Annotated in this window: 15 protein-coding genes and 1 other annotated feature (1 of these 16 running past the window's edge); all 15 genes read left to right on the forward strand. The window is 49.6% G+C overall.

The window, feature by feature from the left end:
• Positions 1-115 (forward strand) — a binding site (T-box leader) (it extends 104 nt beyond the left edge of the window).
• Between the two features lie 79 nt (positions 116-194).
• A complete protein-coding gene (gene alaS, locus FYJ53_RS03515; protein WP_013382005.1) occupies positions 195-2834 on the forward strand; it encodes an alanine--tRNA ligase in 2640 nt (879 codons plus the stop codon).
• A gap of 82 nt (positions 2835-2916) precedes the next feature.
• Positions 2917-3189, forward strand: coding sequence for an IreB family regulatory phosphoprotein (locus FYJ53_RS03520; protein ID WP_013382004.1), 273 nt, complete (start codon positions 2917-2919; stop codon positions 3187-3189).
• A 125-nt stretch (positions 3190-3314) separates the two neighbouring features.
• Positions 3315-4259 (forward strand): aldo/keto reductase, encoded by a 945-nt coding sequence (locus FYJ53_RS03525; protein WP_041690417.1) that lies wholly within the window; start codon positions 3315-3317, stop codon positions 4257-4259.
• A gap of 47 nt (positions 4260-4306) precedes the next feature.
• Complete coding sequence (gene ruvX / locus FYJ53_RS03530) at positions 4307-4735, forward strand: Holliday junction resolvase RuvX (protein ID WP_041689933.1); 429 nt, start codon at positions 4307-4309, stop codon at positions 4733-4735.
• 65 nt (positions 4736-4800) lie between these two features.
• Entirely contained in the window at positions 4801-5103 is a 303-nt protein-coding gene (locus tag FYJ53_RS03535) for a DUF1292 domain-containing protein (protein WP_013382001.1), read from the forward strand.
• 2 nt (positions 5104-5105) lie between these two features.
• Positions 5106-5813, forward strand: a complete 708-nt coding sequence (gene sfsA / locus FYJ53_RS03540) for a DNA/RNA nuclease SfsA (protein WP_013382000.1) — start codon at positions 5106-5108, stop codon at positions 5811-5813.
• A gap of 20 nt (positions 5814-5833) precedes the next feature.
• Complete coding sequence (locus FYJ53_RS03545; RefSeq protein ID WP_013381999.1) at positions 5834-7579, forward strand: ribonuclease J; 1746 nt, start codon at positions 5834-5836, stop codon at positions 7577-7579.
• 176 nt (positions 7580-7755) lie between these two features.
• Complete coding sequence (locus tag FYJ53_RS03550; RefSeq protein ID WP_013381998.1) at positions 7756-8121, forward strand: YlbF family regulator; 366 nt, start codon at positions 7756-7758, stop codon at positions 8119-8121.
• Positions 8122-8200: 79 nt separating this feature from the next.
• Positions 8201-9682 carry an endolytic transglycosylase MltG gene (gene mltG / locus FYJ53_RS03555; RefSeq protein WP_073381968.1) on the forward strand — a complete coding sequence of 494 codons (1482 nt, stop codon included), beginning with the start codon at positions 8201-8203 and terminating at the stop codon, positions 9680-9682.
• 15 nt (positions 9683-9697) lie between these two features.
• Positions 9698-10348 (forward strand): O-methyltransferase, encoded by a 651-nt coding sequence (locus tag FYJ53_RS03560; protein ID WP_073381965.1) that lies wholly within the window; start codon positions 9698-9700, stop codon positions 10346-10348.
• A gap of 91 nt (positions 10349-10439) precedes the next feature.
• Complete coding sequence (locus tag FYJ53_RS03565) at positions 10440-11675, forward strand: U32 family peptidase (RefSeq protein WP_013381995.1); 1236 nt, start codon at positions 10440-10442, stop codon at positions 11673-11675.
• A gap of 107 nt (positions 11676-11782) precedes the next feature.
• Positions 11783-12697, forward strand: coding sequence for a site-specific integrase (locus FYJ53_RS03570; RefSeq protein WP_013381994.1), 915 nt, complete (start codon positions 11783-11785; stop codon positions 12695-12697).
• Between the two features lie 319 nt (positions 12698-13016).
• A complete protein-coding gene (locus FYJ53_RS03575; RefSeq protein WP_041689932.1) occupies positions 13017-13553 on the forward strand; it encodes an HD-GYP domain-containing protein in 537 nt (178 codons plus the stop codon).
• 85 nt (positions 13554-13638) lie between these two features.
• Complete coding sequence (locus tag FYJ53_RS03580) at positions 13639-14406, forward strand: hypothetical protein (RefSeq protein ID WP_013381992.1); 768 nt, start codon at positions 13639-13641, stop codon at positions 14404-14406.
• A gap of 30 nt (positions 14407-14436) precedes the next feature.
• On the forward strand, positions 14437-19080 hold the full coding sequence (locus FYJ53_RS03585) for a hypothetical protein (RefSeq protein ID WP_073381963.1): 4644 nt from the start codon (positions 14437-14439) through the stop codon (positions 19078-19080).
• The last annotated feature ends 35 nt before the right edge of the window (positions 19081-19115 follow it).

Below are 19115 nucleotides of genomic sequence, written 5' to 3' on the forward strand. Positions count from 1 at the left end.
TCTGAAATCAGAAGAGTGTAAGAACCGACGGCTGACAGACCGTTATCTGTTTGAGTGAGCAAAGCGCTGCTTTGCTAATTTGGGTGGTACCGCGGAAAACAACTTCGTCCCTGTTTACAGGGGCGGAGTTTTATTTTTTTACTCAAAGCATCAATTATAAACTAAAACAAATTCATAAAAGGGAGAATAAAGACATGCAACCTTTAGGTTTAAACGAAATTCGTGAAAAGTTTTTAGCGTTCTTTGAGAGCAAAGGACATTTAAGATTAAAAAGCTTTCCACTGGTGCCGATCAATGACAAGAGTCTGCTTTTGATCAACTCCGGGATGGCCCCGATGAAGCCTTACTTTACAGGCGATGAGATTCCGCCGAGAAAACGGGTAACCACCTGCCAGAAGTGTATCCGTACCCCAGACATTGAAAATGTCGGCAAGACAGCCCGTCATGGTACCTTCTTTGAAATGCTCGGCAACTTTTCCTTTGGAGATTACTTTAAAAAAGAAGCCATTCCATGGGCGTGGGAATTCTGCACCGAGGTCATGGAAATGGATCCAGAAAAAATTTATGTCTCCATCTATTTAGATGATGAAGAAGCCCATGATATCTGGCATGACGAAATCGGCGTGCCGGAAGAGCGGATTGTGCGTCTCGGAAAAGAAGACAATTTCTGGGAACATGGACTGGGACCATGCGGCCCCTGCTCCGAGCTTTACTATGACCGAGGGGAAGAATACGGCTGCGGCAGCCCAGACTGCGCTCCAGGCTGTGAGTGTGACCGTTATGTTGAGTTCTGGAATCTGGTATTTACCCAGTTTGACAAGGACGAGGAAGGCAACTACAATCCGCTGGCAAACCCGAATATCGACACCGGTATGGGTCTCGAACGTCTGGCCACCATTATGCAGGGTGTTGACAATATCTTCGAGATTGATACCATCGGCCATATCCTGAATTATATCTGTAAAAAAGCCGGTGTAAAATACGGCGAAAACGCCCAGGACGATGTTTCCATCCGCGTTATTACCGATCATGTCCGCAGTGTTACCTTTATGATTGCCGACGGCGTTATGCCAGGCAACGAAGGGCGTGGTTATGTCCTGAGACGTCTTTTAAGACGTGCTGCCCGCCACGGCAAGCTGCTTGGAATGCAGGAGCTTTTCCTTTACGACGTGGCCAAGGAAGTGGTTCGTGTCTCTGCCGACGCCTATCCGGAGCTGGCAGAAAAGCAGGATTACATTCAAAAGCTGATCCGCATTGAAGAAGAACGGTTTAAAGAAACCATTGATCAGGGACTGAGCCTGCTCGAAAAAGAGCTGGACAGCCTGATTGAGCAGGAAGAAAAGGTATTCCCGGGGCAAGGTGCCTTTAAATTATACGATACCTACGGCTTCCCCTATGACCTGACCAAGGAAATCGTAGAGGAACGCGGCCTGACACTGATCGCCAGTGAATTTGAAGAAGCCATGCAGGAACAGCGCGAACGTGCCCGCAAGGCCCGTGCAGAGAGCGAGCTTGCCGTCTGGGCAGACGATCCCTTTAACCCATTGGGACCAGACGCGCTGGTTGAATTCGTGGGTTATGAAAATCTGGAAGCAAACGGGAAAATTATAGGCCTGATCTCCGGCGAAGAGCTGGTGAGTGAGGTGCACGCCGGCGAGGACGTCCTGGTTCTGCTGGATAAAACCTCCTTCTACGCTGAGAGTGGCGGACAGGTTGGCGATAAAGGCCAGATTGTCTCCGGTGACCGGGTGATCGAGGTGACAGACTGTAAAAAAGGCAGCCTGAGCCGTCATATCCACTATGGTAAGGTGGTTTCCGGAACCTTTAAAATGGGCGAAGAGGTTACGACAAAAGTCAACCGCGAGCTGCGAGCTGCTACCCAGAGAAACCACACTTCTACCCATCTGCTCCAGAAAGCATTAAAGCAGGTACTGGGCGACCATGTTGAACAGGCAGGTTCCTTTGTATCGCCAGATCGTCTGCGTTTTGACTTTAACCACTTCCAGCCAATGACCCATGAAGAAAAACGCCAGGTAGAGGAAATTGTCAATAAGGCGATTCTGGAAGCCATGGATGTCGCCATTTTTGAAACCAGTATCGACGATGCCCGCTCCATGGGCGCAATGGCCCTTTTCGGTGAAAAATACGGCGAGGTTGTCCGCGTTGTTAAGGTTGGAGATTTCAGCATAGAGCTTTGCGGTGGCTGCCATATCACAAACTCCGCCCAGGTTGGCATGTTTAAAATTTTGAGCGAAACTGGTGTCGCAGCCGGCATCCGTCGTATCGAAGCCGCCACAGGCATGAACGCCGTCCATCATGTTGAACAGATGGACGATACCCTGCTCGAAACCGCAGAAGCCTTAAAGACCAACCCGGACCATCTTCTGGAAAAAGTCACCGAGCTGGCAGAACAGAGCAAGCATAAAGAAAAAGTCATCAATGAGCTTAAGCATAAATTCGCAGGCAACATGGTTATGGATATCCACCAGAAGGTCACCGTCATCGACGGTGTACAGACCACCATCGCAGAGGTTGAGGGGGTGGATATGGAAGAACTCCGCAATATCAGCGATATGCTCAAAGACCGTATGGGGTCCGGCATTGTGCTGCTTGGTACCAGGGGCAAGGAAAAGGTAAACTTTATTGCGACAGCTACCAAGGATATTCTGAACAAGGGTTTCCACGCCGGCAAGCTTATTAAGGAAGTAGCGCAGATTGCAGGCGGCGGCGGCGGCGGACGCCCGGATATGGCGCAGGCCGGCGGCAAAAAGCCTGAAAAACTGGGTGAAGCCTTAGAAAAAGCTAAAGAAATTATCAAGAATCAGCTTGACTAAGGGTTTTCAAGAAAAAAAGCTTGTCTTTTGAAGGTTATTGCGTTAAAATAGGCGTAGACCAGTAAAGAGGAGGAATGGCAAAATGGATAGCAATACAGTATTTGATCGAGGGACCATCTTGTTTGACGTTAACAACGATAAAGCCAAAACAATTGATGAAGTCATGCAGGAAGTCAACAAGGCATTGATCGAAAAAGGATATAATCCCGTTAATCAAATCGTTGGTTATGTTATGTCAGGCGATCCGACTTATATCACAAGCCATAATGATGCCCGTAACTTAATCCAGAAAATCGAACGCGATGAACTTCTTGAAGAGCTGGTAAAACGCTATTTGAGCAGTATTCAAGAATAACGAGCTTATAGATGAACACAGGTCTTAGGCGAATTTTAACAGTTTGCCTAAGACTTTTTATTTCTATTGTAAAGGGGAGCCGTGGGGTCTTTTTTCCAATAGAAATAAACAGGAAACGACGAATGATGGAATACCGTAAACTGGGACAGACGGGGATCGAGGTTTCAAGGCTCTGCTTTGGAAGCCTGACCATTGGCCCGCTGCAGAAAAACAAAACACTTGAAGAAAGCCGCCCGATTATTGAAGCGGCTCTGGAAGCCGGAATCAATTTTTTTGATACGGCCGATCTCTATAATTGCTACCCTTATCTCAAGCAGGCCTTGGAAATTAAAAAGGATCTGGTCATCTGTACCAAATCCTATGATTATTCGGCCGAGGGCGTGGCTAAAAGCCTGGACAGAGCTTTGCGTGAGCTTGGACGGGACTACGTCGATATTTATATGCTGCATGAGCAGGAGAGCCGCCTGACCTTTGAAGGCCACTGGGAAGCCATTGAGTATCTTCTGAAAATGAAAGAGAAAGGCGTGATCCGCGCCTTTGGCATTTCGACCCACAGGGTTGAGGGCGTGCGGGACGCTGCGGACTTTAACGAGATCGAGGTGGTTTTTCCCCTCATTAACCTAACGGGTATTGGCATCGAGGATGGAAGCCGTGAGGACATGGAAGCCGCAATTCTGAAGGCCAAACAGGCTGGAAAAGGCGTTTTTGGCATGAAGCCCTTGGGTGGCGGCAATCTGCTGGCCAGCAAAGAAGCCTGTTTCGACTATATCCTCGGACTGGAAACCCTGGACGCCATTGCCTTTGGCATGCAATCCGTTGACGAGGTACGCTACAATGTGGCCAGGATAAACGGAGAGCCCATTGAAGCAGAGTTGGAAAAACGGGTGGCAGGCGCGAAGAAAAGCCTGCATATCAGTGACTGGTGCGAGGGTTGCGGCGAATGCGCTGCCCATTGCAGCCAGAACGCACTCACAATTATTAATGGAAAAGCACAGGTGGACCATTCAAAGTGTCTGACCTGCTGTTATTGCGCGGCTTATTGCCCGCTTTTTTGCATAAAAGTCATTTAGTATTGAAACGGATGACTTTGGGTATAAAACTAGAAAGAGAAAAATTTATGGCAACAGAACGCTTACTCGGCCTAGACGTCGGGGATAAATATATTGGTATCGCAGTCAGCGACCCGTTGGGCATAACCGCCCAGGGTTACAGAACCTGGAAACGCGGAACACGGGACGACGATTTGGCCTTTTTCACAGATGTTGTGGAGCAGTTTAACGTGACCACCCTGGTATCCGGACTGCCCAAGGACATGGAAGGAAATGAAACCGCCCAGGCCCGCAAGACACGCAACTTCTGTCAGTTCTTAAAAAAACGTCTAAACCTGGAGGTCGTCTATATTGACGAAAGACTGACTTCAAAAGCCTCCGAACGGGTTTTGATTGAAGGCGGGGTACGGCGTGAAAAACGAAAAGAATACATTGATACCCTGGCGGCCCAGATGATCCTGCAGGTTTATCTGGACAGCGGTGAGAACACAAACTAAGGATATTAAAGCTGAATTAAGCATAATAATATAAACTAAATTTAAAGAAAACGAGGTATTTAAACATGGAAGACAACAAAATTACATTATTAGACGAAGACGGTGTGGAACGCGTATTTGAGCTGGTTATCAGCTTTGACATTGAAGACAAAACCTATGTCCTCTTAGCAGAAAGCGAAGAAAGTGAAGATGTATTCCCATTTGTTATCCGCGAGGATGAAAATGGCGAAGAAACCCTGTATCCAGTCGAAAGCGAAGAAGAATTCGCGTTGATCGAGCAGACCTACGAACAGCTCATGGAAGAAGACGACGATGATGACGAAGAATGCGGTTGTGGCTGCGGCTGCGGCGGAGACCATCAGGAATAATAATGGAGCTGAGCAGCTTCCCCATCGTTGAGGGGGAATTCATCTCCAGACCCAACCGATTTATTGCCCGGGTTATGATCGATACGGACAGCGCCCCACGTGAAATTACGGCGCACGTAGCAAATACCGGCCGGATGCGGGAGCTTCTCGTACCCGGCGCCCGGGTTCAAATGGCCTTTAATCCGTCGCCAAAGAGAAAGACGGATTTTACTTTACTGACAGTATGGTATAAAAGTACATGGGTTTGCATACACTCGACCATGGCCAATGCACTTGCCTTTGAGTATATGGAAAAGGCCCCGGATATCTGTCAGCTTAAAAGGGAAGTGACCTACGGCAAAAGCCGCTTTGATCTGGCTTTTGAGCGGAATGGACACCCCTGTCTGTACGAAGTGAAAAGCGCTAACCTGGTGGTTGGTGCTGCGGCGATGTTTCCAGACGCCCCGACCGAACGGGGCTGTAAACACCTGGAAGAACTCATGCATGCGCATACAGAAGGTTATGAGGCCGGTGTGCTCTTCGTTGTACAAAGAGAGGACGCTGAGTTTTTTACGCCCAATATTGCCACCGACCCGCTGTTTTCAGGACTTCTTAAAAAGGGAGCTGAAGAGGGGCTGGTCGTTCGCGCTCTAAGGTGTGTCATCAGAGGAAACATAATTAAAATTGATTCAGAGATACCGGTCCGTTTTGATACGACCGGACGGATATAAAATAACGAAAGGAGATTATTTTGAACGAAACACAACAGAATAAAAACGAAAATAGAAATCAGAATCGTCAGAACCACCGGTCCAAAAGAAGGAACCACCCGCCAAAGCATAAAGATAAGCTTAAAGTGATTCCCATTGGGGGACTTGGTGAAATCGGAAAAAACATGACGGTCTTTGAATACAAGGACGAAATGATCATTGTCGACTGTGGCTTGAAATTCCCGGACGATGAAATGTACGGTATCGACATTGTGCTGCCAGATTTCAGCTATATTGTCGAAAATGCCGATAAGTTGAAGGGACTTTTTATCACTCATGGACATGAGGACCACATCGGAGGGATTGTCTATCTGGTTAAAAAGCTGGGCATTACAGTCCCAATCTACGCTACCAAATTTACCATGGGGCTCATCGACAAAAAGCTCGTTGAACACCGCCTGGTTACCAGTGTAGACCGCCAGGTTGTAAAGGCAGGCGATCGGGTGCAGAAGGGCAGCTTTGAGGTCGAGTTTATAAGAGTTAACCACAGTGTGGCCGATTCAGTAGCCTTTTATATCAAAACGCCGGCAGCTTCTGTTTTACACACCGGAGACTTTAAGATTGATTATCAGCCCATTGATGGCGAAATCATGGATTTACAGCGTATCGCCAAGCTGGGGAGCCAGGGTATCGACCTGCTCATGGCCGACAGCACCAACGTAGAGGAGCCAGGCTTCACGCCTTCAGAAAGCTCCGTTGGCGCGACCTTCTACAACCTGTTCAGAGGCTGTAAAAACCGGATCATTATCACCACCTTTGCATCAAACGTGCACCGGGTGCAGCAGATCATTGACGCGGCAGCCAGCTATAAGCGCAAGGTTATCATCAACGGCCGGAGCATGGAAAATATGGTGGAGGTCGCCTCCGATCTGGGCTATCTGAAAATCCCTAAAAATATCCTCATCGATATCAAGGATATGAAGAGCTACAAAGACAGTGAGCTGGTTGTCATCACCACCGGCAGCCAGGGTGAGCCCATGGCGGCCCTTGGCCGAATGGCCCACGGCGAGCACCGTTTCCTGAACATTAAAAAAGAAGACACGGTTATTATCTCAGCCTCTCCGGTACCGGGGAATGAAAAGATGGTTGCAGAAGTGATCAATAAGCTGGTGGACCTTGGCTCAGAGGTTGTCTATAAAAAATTTGCAGACATTCATGTTTCGGGCCATGCACGCCAGGAAGAGCTGAAGCTGGTCCAGACACTAGTTAAGCCAAAATTCTTCTTACCCGTTCACGGTGAGGCACGGATGCTCGTGCATCACGCCGCTCTTGCGGAAAGCGTGGGAACCGACAAGCGCAACATCTTTCTTGCGGAAAATGGGACGATCCTGGAACTGGATCACAGAAGCTGTAAAATTACCGGCAAGGTACAGGCAGAGCCAGTACTGGTCGACGGCCTGGGTGTCGGCGACATTGGAAATATCGTATTAAATGACCGTAAACGCCTGTCAGAGGACGGCCTGTTTATTGTGGTGGTGACCATGCACAAGGGCAAGGCCATCTCAGGGCCAGACATTATCTCCAGAGGCTTCGTCTATGTACGCGAATCTGAAGAGCTCATCAACACAGCCCGAGAGGAAGTTAAAAAAGCCCTTCTGGCCTGTGAAGAAAAAGGCGTAGTGGACTGGAGCTCCATTAAAAACGAGATCCGTGAGTCTCTTTTCCGTTACCTGTACAGCCAGACAAACCGGAAGCCAATGATCCTGCCGATTTTAATGGAAGTATAACTTCACAGTTTTTAAATTAAATAGGATTTAGAAATCTTAAGCTTCAGAATATGGGAAAATTTTCCCATTATCTGGAGCTTTTTCTAAAATAATGGCTATAATTGTAAAAATTTAGTAACAATTTGATCTAAGATGTGTTATAATGTTGATTAAACGAAAAGAAAGGAACCTAGGGAATGAACGTATATGATGAAGCCAACAATCTGGCCCAGGCTCTTAAAGAATCAAATGAATACCAGAACTTTAAAGCAGCAGAGCTTAAGCTAAAGGCTGACGAAGAACATTACGCAATGGCTCAGGATTACGCGAAAAAGCAAATGGGCCTTCAGACAAAACAAATGATGGGCCAGGAGCTGACAGAGGAAGAGGTAGAAGCCTACAACTCATTAACAGCGTCCGTGCTGGGCATTCCGATTATTGCCGAATACTTTCAGGCGCAAATGTATTTTGGCATTGTCTTCCAGGATATCATGGATATTATCAGCAAAGCCGTTGATTTAGACATGAGCGGCATGTTTGGCGGCGAGGAAGACGCAGAGTAATTAAATAAATCCAGGGGGTACTTTCCAAAAAAACAAGGTACCCTTTTTTTGAGTAAATCCCCGTAATTGAGGTGAGTAAATGAAGATTAGATTAACCCAGGGCGAAGCGAAAAAAGAGGCTTCGGAGCCAAAAACGCAGAGCCGTCAGACACAAAAGCGGACGGCTCAGTCAACCGAGGTGGAGATGCGTAAAAAACGTGCGAAAGCCAAGCGTCCCGCGAATGCAGGCACCCAGACAGCACCAAAGAAAAAAACACAGCAGCGGCAGACAGCAGAGGGAACCGCAGCACGCCGCCCTGTAGAAGGCAGGAAAGCACAGGAACGCAGAGAGGCACCCCGCCAGGCGGGCGCAGCCGCCCCAAAGCAGAGACCAGCCGGCCAGAAAAAAGGCCAGTCTGGCCAAAGAGCTGGCAGCCCGGGCACTGCTAAGAAGAAGAGACCGGTACAGAAGCAGCCTGCCGAGCCACGCCAGAGAAGAGAAGCAGAGGAAATGGGAGCACCTGTAAAAAGAAAAAAAGGTGGACTAAAATATAAGCTGCCTATTGTCATCGCAGCCGTTGTGCTGATTGTCGTTATTGGCATCTTTGCAGGCAGAAGCTTCTATAACGCTATGCTGGAGCCCACAGGGACAAGCACAGAAACCATGATCGTCGAAATTCCAGACGGCTCGACCATCAAAGACGTTGGAGAGATCCTTTACGATCAGGGCTTAATTAAGAATACCATGATATTCCAGAGCTATGCAGGACGCCACAGCCGTGGCACAAGCGGTATGCAGGCCGGCAATTATGAAATGAACCACGCAATGTCCATCCCGGACATTGTGGACAAAATGCTGAACGGCGATGTCTACAGCGGTGCGATTCCAGTGCTCCTGTCCGAGGGCAAAAACATCAATGAAATGGCCCAGATACTGGAAAAGCATAATATCTGTACCTCAGCGGCCTTTATCAGTGAAACCAAGAAGCTGGGCGAATACAAAGCCCTGTATCCGATTTTGAGCAGCATTCCGGACGATAAGAACCGGACCCTTGAAGGCTACCTGTTCCCAGATACCTACGAGATCGAGCCTGGCAGCACTGCGTCCGACGTTGTGAAAAAAATGCTGGACCGTTTTACAGAGGTTTATAATCAGGATTTTATGCAGCAGACCATAGAGAAGGGCAAGACAGTGGATGAAATTGTCATTATGGCGTCCATCGTTGAGCTTGAAACTAAGCTGCCCGAGGACAAAGCCAATGCCGCCAGTGTTTTTTATAACCGTATCGCCCAAAATATGCCTTTACAGTCCGACATTACCGTGGACTACGCGCTGGGCAAAAAACACGCGGTGCTGACCGAGGAACAGACCAAAATCGATTCTCCCTACAATACCTATCAGAATTTAGGATTACCTGTTGGCCCGATCTGCTCACCGGGGAAAAGCTCCATCGACGCAGCCATCAACCCGGCCCAGACCAAGTATCTGTTCTTTGTAGCCGATATGGATTCCGGCAAGCTCTATTTCAATGAAACGCTGGAAGGACATAACGCCGATGTTCAGAAGTACATGGGAGACTAGAAAGCGTAACAAACCGTGAGTGATATTGTACCAGATTACATAGAAGATTATATCCGCAGCCTGCTCCCCGGCGAAACACCTGCCCTTGAGCGGCTGCGGCTCATTGCAGAAACCAATCATGTACCCATTATTTTTCCAGAGGTTCGCAACTACCTGGAAATACTGATCGAAACCCATCAGATTAAAAGTATTCTGGAAATTGGAACAGCCGTCGGTTACTCTGCCGGGGTTTTTGCCCATGCCATGGGGAAAAACGGCCGTGTAACCACAGTAGAACGGGATGAGCGCATGATTGCCCAGGCCAGAGAAAACATTGCCAAAATGGGCTATGAGGACCGGATTCACCTAATCCAGGGCGACGCCCAGGAAACAGCGGCCAGCCTCACCGGAACCTTTGACATGATCTTTCTGGACGGGGGTAAAGGGCATTACATCCATCTGCTTGAGGACTGCATGCGGCTTTTAAAGCCCGGCGGCCTCATCGTTTCCGACAACGTGCTCTACAAGGGAATGATCGCGACCAATGCGCTGGTGATCCGCAGAAAGATCACCATTGTCAAGCGCATGCGAAAATACCTGGATGCTATCAGCCATGATCCCAGGCTCATGACCACCGTGCTGCCTCTGGGAGACGGACTGGCAGTGAGCTATAAAAAAATTGATTAACTAAAGCGGCCTACGGGCCGCTTTTTATTTTTGCATTTCATGGGAATTTGCTATATACTATAGAGATGAAAATCACGAAGGAGAACATAAATTGAGAAAAAAACCTGAATTGCTCGCCCCGGCGGGGAATTTTGAAAAATTGAGATATGCCCTGCACTACGGCGCCGACGCAGTTTATTGTGCAGGAAAACGCTTTGGCCTGAGGGCAGGGGCTGGTAACTTTGAAATGGAAGAGCTTGAGGAAGCTGTCCGTTATGTCCACGAAAGAGGCAAGCGCATCTACGTTACCCTGAACATGATCCCCCACAACCGCGACCTGGAGGGGCTTCCAGAATATGTTCATGCCCTGAAAGCCATGGGCGCAGATGCCGTACTGGTGGCAGACCCCGGCGTTTTTGCCATTGTGCGTGAGACCGAACCAGAGCTTAAAGTTTCCATCAGCACCCAGGCCAACAATACCAACTGGAAAACCGCAGAGTTCTGGTACCATCAGGGAGCACGCCGCATTGTGCTGGCCCGGGAGCTCGGCCTTGAGGAAATGCAGACCATTGTGGAAAAAACACCAGCCGATATGGAAATTGAAACCTTTGTGCATGGCGCCATGTGCATTTCCTACTCAGGGCGCTGCCTGCTGAGTCACTACATGACCGGCCGCAACTCCAACCAGGGCGACTGCGCCCACCCCTGCCGCTGGAAATACCACCTCATTGAGGAGACAAGACCAGACGAGGACTTTAGCATAGAGGAAGACGAAACCGGCTCCTTTATCTTTAATTCCAAGGACCTCTGCCTTATCGACCATATCCCAGAGCTCATAAACGCAGGCATCGACAGTCTGAAAATCGAGGGCCGCATGAAAAGCATCTATTACGTGGCTACCGTTGTCCAGGCTTACCGCCAGGCCATTGATTATTACTACGACCACCCCGAGGAGAAAAGCGTCGATCCCAAATACTTCGAGGAGCTTCGCAAGGTCAGCCACCGGAACTATACCACTGGCTTTTTTGAACACAAGACCACAGCCGATGACCAGAATTATGGTACCAGCAGCTATACCCGCCTGTACGATTTTGCAGGCGTGGTCCAGTCCTACGACCCCAAAACCCATATCGCCGTTATCCAGCAGCGTAATAAGATAAACGCAGGAGAAACTGTAGAGGTGATGGTGGCAGGCTCCAAGGAAGGGTTTTACACACAGCAGGTGGGTGAAATGCAGGACGAAAAGGGAAACCCCATTCAATCGACCCCGCACCCCAAAATGATCTACAGCATGAAAATGGATAAGCCAGTGAAGCCCATGGATATTATCCGGAAAAAAGAACAGTAGCATAAGGTCACATACATACGTGTATGTGGCTTTTATTTTTACCCCTTAATCTCGCAATGTGCTGGGTACAAAGGATAGAAAAGAAAGCTAAAACAAAGGAGTGCAAAATGCAATCAAGCATAACCATGGAAGCATGGCTGAGGCAACGTAAGCCAAAAGTCAAGGGGAGCAGCCTCAAGACCTATAAGAGCTATGAGCAGGCACATATCCTGCCCTTTATGGGCAGTGTGCCGCTGATCGAGATCACCGCCAAAAAGCAAAGAAAGTTTAAGAAATGGCTGAGGAAAAGCCTGGCCCGAAAAACCGTGCGCGATATTCTGGCCTATCTGCACAGTATCCTGAGAGAGGCCGAGAAAAAAGGAATAAAAGTGTGCGTCCAGACCCCAAAAATCAAGGTTTACCCAAAGGAGAAGAAAGTTCCCGGGTACGGCGAGCATAAAGCCCTGAGTGCAGCGCTGCAAAAAAGCCAGGCGCCCCAGGATATGGGGATTTTGCTGGCCATGTCGACAGGTCTGCGGCTGGGCGAGGTGCTGGGCCTGCGGCTTAAAGATATTGATTTTGAGACCAATGTGCTGCATGTGCGCCGTAACCGCCAGCGCGTCTGCAACCCCAAAACAGGAAAGCACAGCGTTGTTCTCCAAAGCCCAAAGACAAGAGCCTCAAGGCGGGATATCCCCATTCATACAGAATTGAAAGCAGCCTTGATACGCTATCTGGATACCCAGGGAAAGAACGACCCAAAGCGTCCTCTGATCGCAGCCCCCAGCGGCCGAGCCTACGACGCCCGGACACTCCAGCGGCGGTTTGATCAAATAAAGGCACACATGGGTCTGAACCCCCGGATCACCTTTCACAGCCTGCGCCACAGCTTTGTCACCCGCGCCCTGGAGCTGGGCGCCGACATGCGTGCCGTATCCGGGTTTCTGGGGCATTCCAGCATCGCCTTTACATTGAACTGCTACAGCCACTGTGTGACCGGGTACAAGCGGCAGCAGATGGCCCTTATTGCCAAAAGTTTTTAAATATGAAAAAGACGTTAAGTTGGAAACTTAACGTCAAAAGTAGAAGCTAATCTATTATAAGGTTAACATATTTCAATATAAATTACAAGTGTTAAAAAAATAACATAAAACTCAATAAAGCCTGCTCTATTCCGAACAAGTTTTTTCAAATAAACATCATTAAAAACAATAAAACAGCGTTAAGTTTCCAACTTAACGTCAGGTCAGAGCCGTAATCTTAATGTCTATGGCAATTTTTCATCATGAAAATTCATCAAAAGAAACGGTAGCTGGCCTTATTTTCGTGCCGCAAAAAAGCGCGGTCGAAGGAGAGAAAGCCATGCAGATTGATTTAGATACCTGGTTAGCCAGCTGTGGCTCAGAGGTTCAGTCCCACAACCGGCGTACCGGCCAGCTTATCCGCGCCCTGCTCACCGAGGTAGGCAGGGGAGAGCTGATAAAGCTCTGGCGTTTAAACCAGAACGGCCCCTGCGATTACCATGATATTGGCAAAAGAGCAACGGACACCGATCCCCTGCGCCACTGCAGCCGCGGCGCAGCACTGTTCTCCCAGGCCTATGAAAAAGCGCTTGACGGCAGGGAGCGCATCTTTTACAGCATCGCCTGTGATCTGTGCCGCTACCACCACGAGCGGTGGGATGGCACTGGCGGTCCCGAGCACCTATCCGGGGACGATATTCCCATTATCGCAAGAGCAGGAGCGGTGGCTGACGCTTGGGATTATCTGGACACTCAGAAGCCCCAGCTGTCCCAAAAAGAAAAGCTGCAATGCCTTAAAGCCTACGCTGGCACCTGGTATGATCCAGAGCTGGTGGCAGCACTGGAACGTTTATTCCCGGTTCAGCCGGTAGAATAAAAAATCTTTTTTACCTTTTTCCGGCAGCAGCGCAGCGCCAACCGGGCTGCTGCCACCTCATAAACCCAAAGAAAAGAGAAAAAACTTGAAACTGAACATCATAAGCGAAGATAATTACAGCGCTGTCTATACCCATGAAAAGAGCGGCTTTACCACCAAATACTATACCAAAAAACAGATGGCCGCCTTATATCCCAGCCACACCTACAAGGTGGTTGGCGCCATTGGCGCTGTCAAAGGCGAAAAAGAAGCTGGTAAGGAGCGCCTGAGCCTGGAAGACGGGAAAGGCCATAACCTGCCCGTTACCCGGCAATTTGCCATTACCCCGGCCACCGCAATCATTGGTTACGTACGCGTAAAAGACAACGTCTTTGCCGCCATTGTAAAAAACGTGGCCTTCAAACGTCTGGCCATAGCCGCGGCTGGCATTGCGCTGCTCACCTTTGGCGCCTGGTGCGCAGTCAACTGGTATGACTGGTTCCCGGCAAAAATCGAGATCGACCCCAACGCAGTGGTCACCCAGACAAAGGAGACCCCTGTGAACGAGGACATCACCATCCCAGGCTACACGGTCATCACCGCCGACAGAGACGGCCGCACAAAGTGGAGCCTGCAAAACCCAGAGGGCAACCCTTGCTATTTTCAGGTCACCCTTAAGCTGGCAGACAGCAACCGCAGGCTGTACCAGTCCGGGCTTATGCCCACCGGCAGTACCATTGAGAACCCCAAATTGGAAGCCACGCTGGACCCTGGCACCTACGATGTCCTGATCCAGTACAATACCTACGAGCTGGAGGGGGCCCACAGACCCATGAACAGCGCGTCCACCGTGAGCCAGCTCATAATACAGTAATCTGCCATGAAACAACAGAGGAGGAAAGCCATGAAACACAATAAAATGATGAAGCATATCCTGCCTGTTTTGCTGGCAGCGCTGGTGGCCTTTTCCTCACTGGGGCTTGGCAGTCTGGCGCCTCTGGTACAGGCCGAGGAAGCAAGCAGCGCTTCTGTTAATACGAATCCGGATGGAAGCCCAGCCACCGATTGGAGTCAAAAACCAAAGGATTCCTGGGATGCCAAAGACAACAATGGCCGTTATAAATATATTGACATTGCCTGGTTTGCAGAGCATACCAGTGATGCAATTTATACGCTGAATAATGAAGAACAGCTGGCAGGACTGATGGTCCTTAGCAAAGTGGGTGCAGTAACAGATAAAAACGGGAAAGCCGTGAGTGGGAGCGGCGGTAGGAACTTTTCAGGAAAAACCATACGGCTCAGTTCCAATATGGATATTGGTGCACATTGTTGGACAGGAATCAGCTGTTTTAATGGTATTTTTGATGGGAGTAGCTTCGTAGTCTCTAACGTGTGGCTTGATAATTTAAGTGTTAATATGGGATTTTTTAGTGAAGCGAATGGAACGATTAAAAATGTTATTATTGATCAAAGCCACTATCGTTTAAATCAATACTCCGCTGCTTTGGTTGGATACTCAAATGGCAGTGTACAGATTAGCAATTGCAAAGTATCTAATACAGAAATTATGATTTCTGGCAGCGGACAGGCCCGCGTAGGCGGCATTGCAGGTCAGATTAACACAGGCAATTCAAACATTAATAACTGTTCAACCGAAAATCTCTGGATCAAAAATGATGGAACAACCAATGATCTTCGCCATGTGGCTATGATTGTATCTGTTTTTTCCGCTGCGTCTATTAAAAACTGTACTGTTAGCGGGGGAGGCATTTTATTGGATGATACCAATAAAGGCCATAATTACGATACGCTTAATGTCGCTTCCATTTATGCGGCGATTGATAATAGCGGGGCGCAGGTGACCGGCTGCAGCTCCGATGCGATGATTCAGGTAAGAGGCTTTACACGAAGCAGTAGTCCAGATGCAAATAAAAATAGTATAAATATTGGAGGACTCTACGCTGGAATAGGCAGTGATGTTACATATTCCTGTTTTACAGGATCTGTTGAAGCAGTAAACTGTCAGGCAAAAAATATATTTAGTATTGGTGGCTTGGCCGGGAGTATCGCAGCTGGAAAATCGGTTGCAAACTGCTATAATGCCGGTAAGATCACGGTTGAGGACTGTACAGTAAGTGGCAGTGCTGATCTTTCTAAAAAGGCAGCTGGTGTGGTTGGCAATCTGGAAGGCAGCATGGACGGCTGTTATAATTCTGGAACCATCACGGGTATGGGAAGCAACAGCACCAATGCGTTTGGCGGCTTGACTGGAACCATCGGCGGAACAATCAGTAATTGTTTTTATATTAATGCTGTCAAGGCTTCAGGTGATGACAATAGTACAGGAACAAATGCCATTAACTTGGCCGCCATAAAAGATTCTTCGGGTACAGACATCGTTACACAGATCAGGCAAGGAGACGATACTGCACGGGTGGTACTGGCCGATGCCGAACAGCTGAAGGGGTTACAGAATGCAAGCGCTTTAGGTGAGAGCTTCGGCATTCAGGTTCCGACTGCCTCGGCCTTTGTCTCCGATAAGCCCTCAGCTGTTCAGGCCATTGTCAATACGGACAACAGCGTTGGCCTTAAAACCTCTGGCGGCACAGGCGGGGCAGCTGCCATTACAGCCAAACTCTATCTGAACCAAAATGAGCTGGCTTATGCGCCGGGAGCGGCTACCCGTACCTTTTGCGGACCGGTCAAAAGCGTTGAGGCCCCCATTACCCTGAACCTGAATGTGGTCTACGTAGGGCTGAACAACAAAAGTCCCACCAGCGCCATTGAGGATACAACCGATTTTGGACTAAGGGCAGGCGTTACTTTTGGCGGAACCGGTGTAGATAAAGACAGCTATACGCTAAAGTGGTTTAAATCCAGCAATAAACAGAGTTCTCCGCCAGACAGCAGTGCAGCCGGTGCCGAAGTCGCCGGCCTCACCGAAACCTGGGATGATGTGACAGCCGGAGAGGTAACATGGAAGAAAACCGCCGATACCAAAGCCCAATTTACAGCGGACGATGCAGGCTGGTATAAGCTGAGAGCGACACCGACCAATTCCGCAGGAGCCTTTAAGGATTATACCTTCGAGACCGCCTGGCAGTACCTGAGTGTGGACAACCTCATGGTCTTTGACGATTCCAGCACAATGCCTGATAAAATCGAGCTCAGCCGCCAGGATACCGATATAGAAAATAAAACCCGGCTGGCCGTAAAAATTGAGATTGCAGACGGGTTTACCGGCAGCATAAAATATGGCTGGTATAAGGTAGATGAGACAACAACGCCGATAGCCGGAACCGAAAAAACAGCTGCCATCACAACAGATGCCGCTGCGCATACCATCACCGATACGCTGACCGTGGGCAATGCCTACAGCGATGCGCTCAAGGGTACCTACCAGCTTATTGTCACCAGTGTTACACCCGATGGGCAAACAGCGCAGACAAAAGACATCCGCGGCCCGGCCAGTGAGATCCGCTGCTACAATGCCGAAATAAAGGACGACTACGTACAGGCAGGTCCAGGCTATGAGGGCACCCCGGGCAACACCATGACCCAGAGCATCATTACCCTGTCCGAGGATTTCGCGGCCAGTATGTACGATGCCTATTGGATTAAAGGGGGAACGCTTGATGAAAGCACAGATTTGAGCGACTACACACAAGTGCGCCATGCCACCCTGACACAGCAGGCGGATGGTACCTACAAAGCCATTGCGGCCTTTAACATGGAAAAAGGCTGCGAGGGTGACAATTACCAGCTGGTCATCTATCCGACCAACACCACAAGGCCCTGGACCGATACGGCCATGCAGTTTAAAGGCGCAGCGAACTGCGTGTTAACACTGTACAGCATTGACACCGTCACCTACAACCTGGCTGACCGCTATTCCACCACCGAGATGACAGCAGAGGGTGTACTCATTCCGTCGCCCGCTGTCGATACCATCAATCCAGATGGCAGCCTGACCTACACCAAGGTCTCCGGTCCAGAGACTTTCACCATCGATTCAGCTGGAAGGATCATCTGCCCCACAGACCTGTCCGCCATTTCCAATGGGCTCTACACCTACACCATAAAAGTGACGGAAGAAGGCTTTAAAAATGATGCGGGCGCAGTCCTCAGCGGCCCAGGCATGAGCAAAAACGTCACCATCAGCTTTCAGGTAACCGGCTCATCCGATTTCCCGTTGACCGATAAGAACCTGTATATCTACGATACGGGCTATATTTTAGCCGACAGTGAACCAGACCAGGCAACTTCCCAGATTATTCCTTATCAAGGTATTTATAACATACCGGCAGGTACAGGCGAATCAAATGTGTGGCAGCATACCATCACGGTGGTTAGCGGCGAGCACACAGGTAGCGGCCGCATTATCTTAGGCGGCAGCTTTAGCACTACCGGAGCACCCATCACCGTAAAAACCGGCGCCAGCGCCCAGGTCAGCATTGCCGATGGGACTGGGATTACACTCACAAACACCAGCAGCGGCGGCCCAAGTCTGAAAAGTGACGGCAGCCTTATTCTGGCCGGCGGCGCCGGTACCAGCACACTCAACGCGCCCGGCGGCATTGCCGGAGGCGGCAGTCTGACCATCGGTGCGGCCGATCATAAAGGCATGACGGTCGATGCCGCCAGTGCTATCACCACTGCCAATACCACCATCGAGAGCGGCCATGTAGAGGTGAGCGGCAATATTGGTGGGAACGTCACTGTCAAAGGCGGCAATGTCAAAGCCGATACCATTGGTACCAGCGGAGCCATCATCACCATCGACGGTGGCTCCATCATCGGCACCGTCAGCGGCGACGCCAAAGACAGTGCTGGGGAGCCCGTCTACCCCGTCACCCTGAGAGTCAGCGCTGCCCCGGAAGCTTATAAAGATCAGGCACTGACCGTCATGCAGTGCAAGCAGTCCGGCGCCGATACCCGCCACTGGGAAGCCACAGCCTCGGGAGACCGTTTTAAGAAAGACGGCGGCAGCAATGGCGAGTTGTACGTCTATCTGCCGTATGATACGGCCGACTATACCACGGTTACAGCCGTTACCGACACCGGTAGTTTTACCAGAAATATTCGGGCCGATAAAAACAAACAGCTGGCCACCAGCCTTCTGTCCATGACCTACAGCGTCAAAATCCCGAAATCCGTCGGGCAGAGCAATGTTTCACTGGGCAACGGCGCTGCCGCCGATATCACCATTGGTATGAATAACAATGATGGCTGGCTTTACGAGGGCCGAACCATCGACCTTGAAATCAGCCCCAATGAAGCCTACCGGGATGTCTGGGGCAATTATCTGCTGAAAAAAGAGGGCGCCAATGCCGACGCCTATAAACCAGAGTTTTGGATACAAACCCCATCGGGCAGCGCCCTGAGTAAAGCCGGGTATTTTGGCACACTAACAGAGCAAAGCCGTACCAGCGGCCAGACCGGACAACTCATCGTGCCCGCCGACAGCCGCATTACCGAGGGCACCTACAAAAGCCAGCTAAACTGGAAGATCATCCCCAACGACCCCGTGGTCGGCGGAGAAAAATAACCATCTTACTGAGAGGGACCCCCCTTTTATCATAA

The organism is Eubacterium sp. BL-380-WT-2B (genome assembly GCF_009696115.1).
Classification (GTDB): Bacteria; Bacillota; Clostridia; order Eubacteriales; family Eubacteriaceae; genus Eubacterium; species Eubacterium callanderi.

Excerpts from the sequence above, each read along its gene's own strand:
- sfsA (WP_013382000.1), top strand. The coding sequence starts at position 5,106 with ATGGAGCTGAGCAGCTTCCCCATCGTTGAGGGGGAATTCATCTCCAGA.
- FYJ53_RS03550 (WP_013381998.1), top strand. The coding sequence starts at position 7,756 with ATGAACGTATATGATGAAGCCAACAATCTGGCCCAGGCTCTTAAAGAA.
- FYJ53_RS03535 (WP_013382001.1), top strand. The coding sequence starts at position 4,801 with ATGGAAGACAACAAAATTACATTATTAGACGAAGACGGTGTGGAACGC.
- mltG (WP_073381968.1), top strand. The coding sequence starts at position 8,201 with ATGAAGATTAGATTAACCCAGGGCGAAGCGAAAAAAGAGGCTTCGGAG.
- FYJ53_RS03520 (WP_013382004.1), top strand. The coding sequence starts at position 2,917 with ATGGATAGCAATACAGTATTTGATCGAGGGACCATCTTGTTTGACGTT.
- ruvX (WP_041689933.1), top strand. The coding sequence starts at position 4,307 with ATGGCAACAGAACGCTTACTCGGCCTAGACGTCGGGGATAAATATATT.
- FYJ53_RS03575 (WP_041689932.1), top strand. The coding sequence starts at position 13,017 with ATGCAGATTGATTTAGATACCTGGTTAGCCAGCTGTGGCTCAGAGGTT.
- alaS (WP_013382005.1), top strand. The coding sequence starts at position 195 with ATGCAACCTTTAGGTTTAAACGAAATTCGTGAAAAGTTTTTAGCGTTC.
- FYJ53_RS03570 (WP_013381994.1), top strand. The coding sequence starts at position 11,783 with ATGCAATCAAGCATAACCATGGAAGCATGGCTGAGGCAACGTAAGCCA.
- FYJ53_RS03585 (WP_073381963.1), top strand. The coding sequence starts at position 14,437 with ATGAAACACAATAAAATGATGAAGCATATCCTGCCTGTTTTGCTGGCA.
- FYJ53_RS03525 (WP_041690417.1), top strand. The coding sequence starts at position 3,315 with ATGGAATACCGTAAACTGGGACAGACGGGGATCGAGGTTTCAAGGCTC.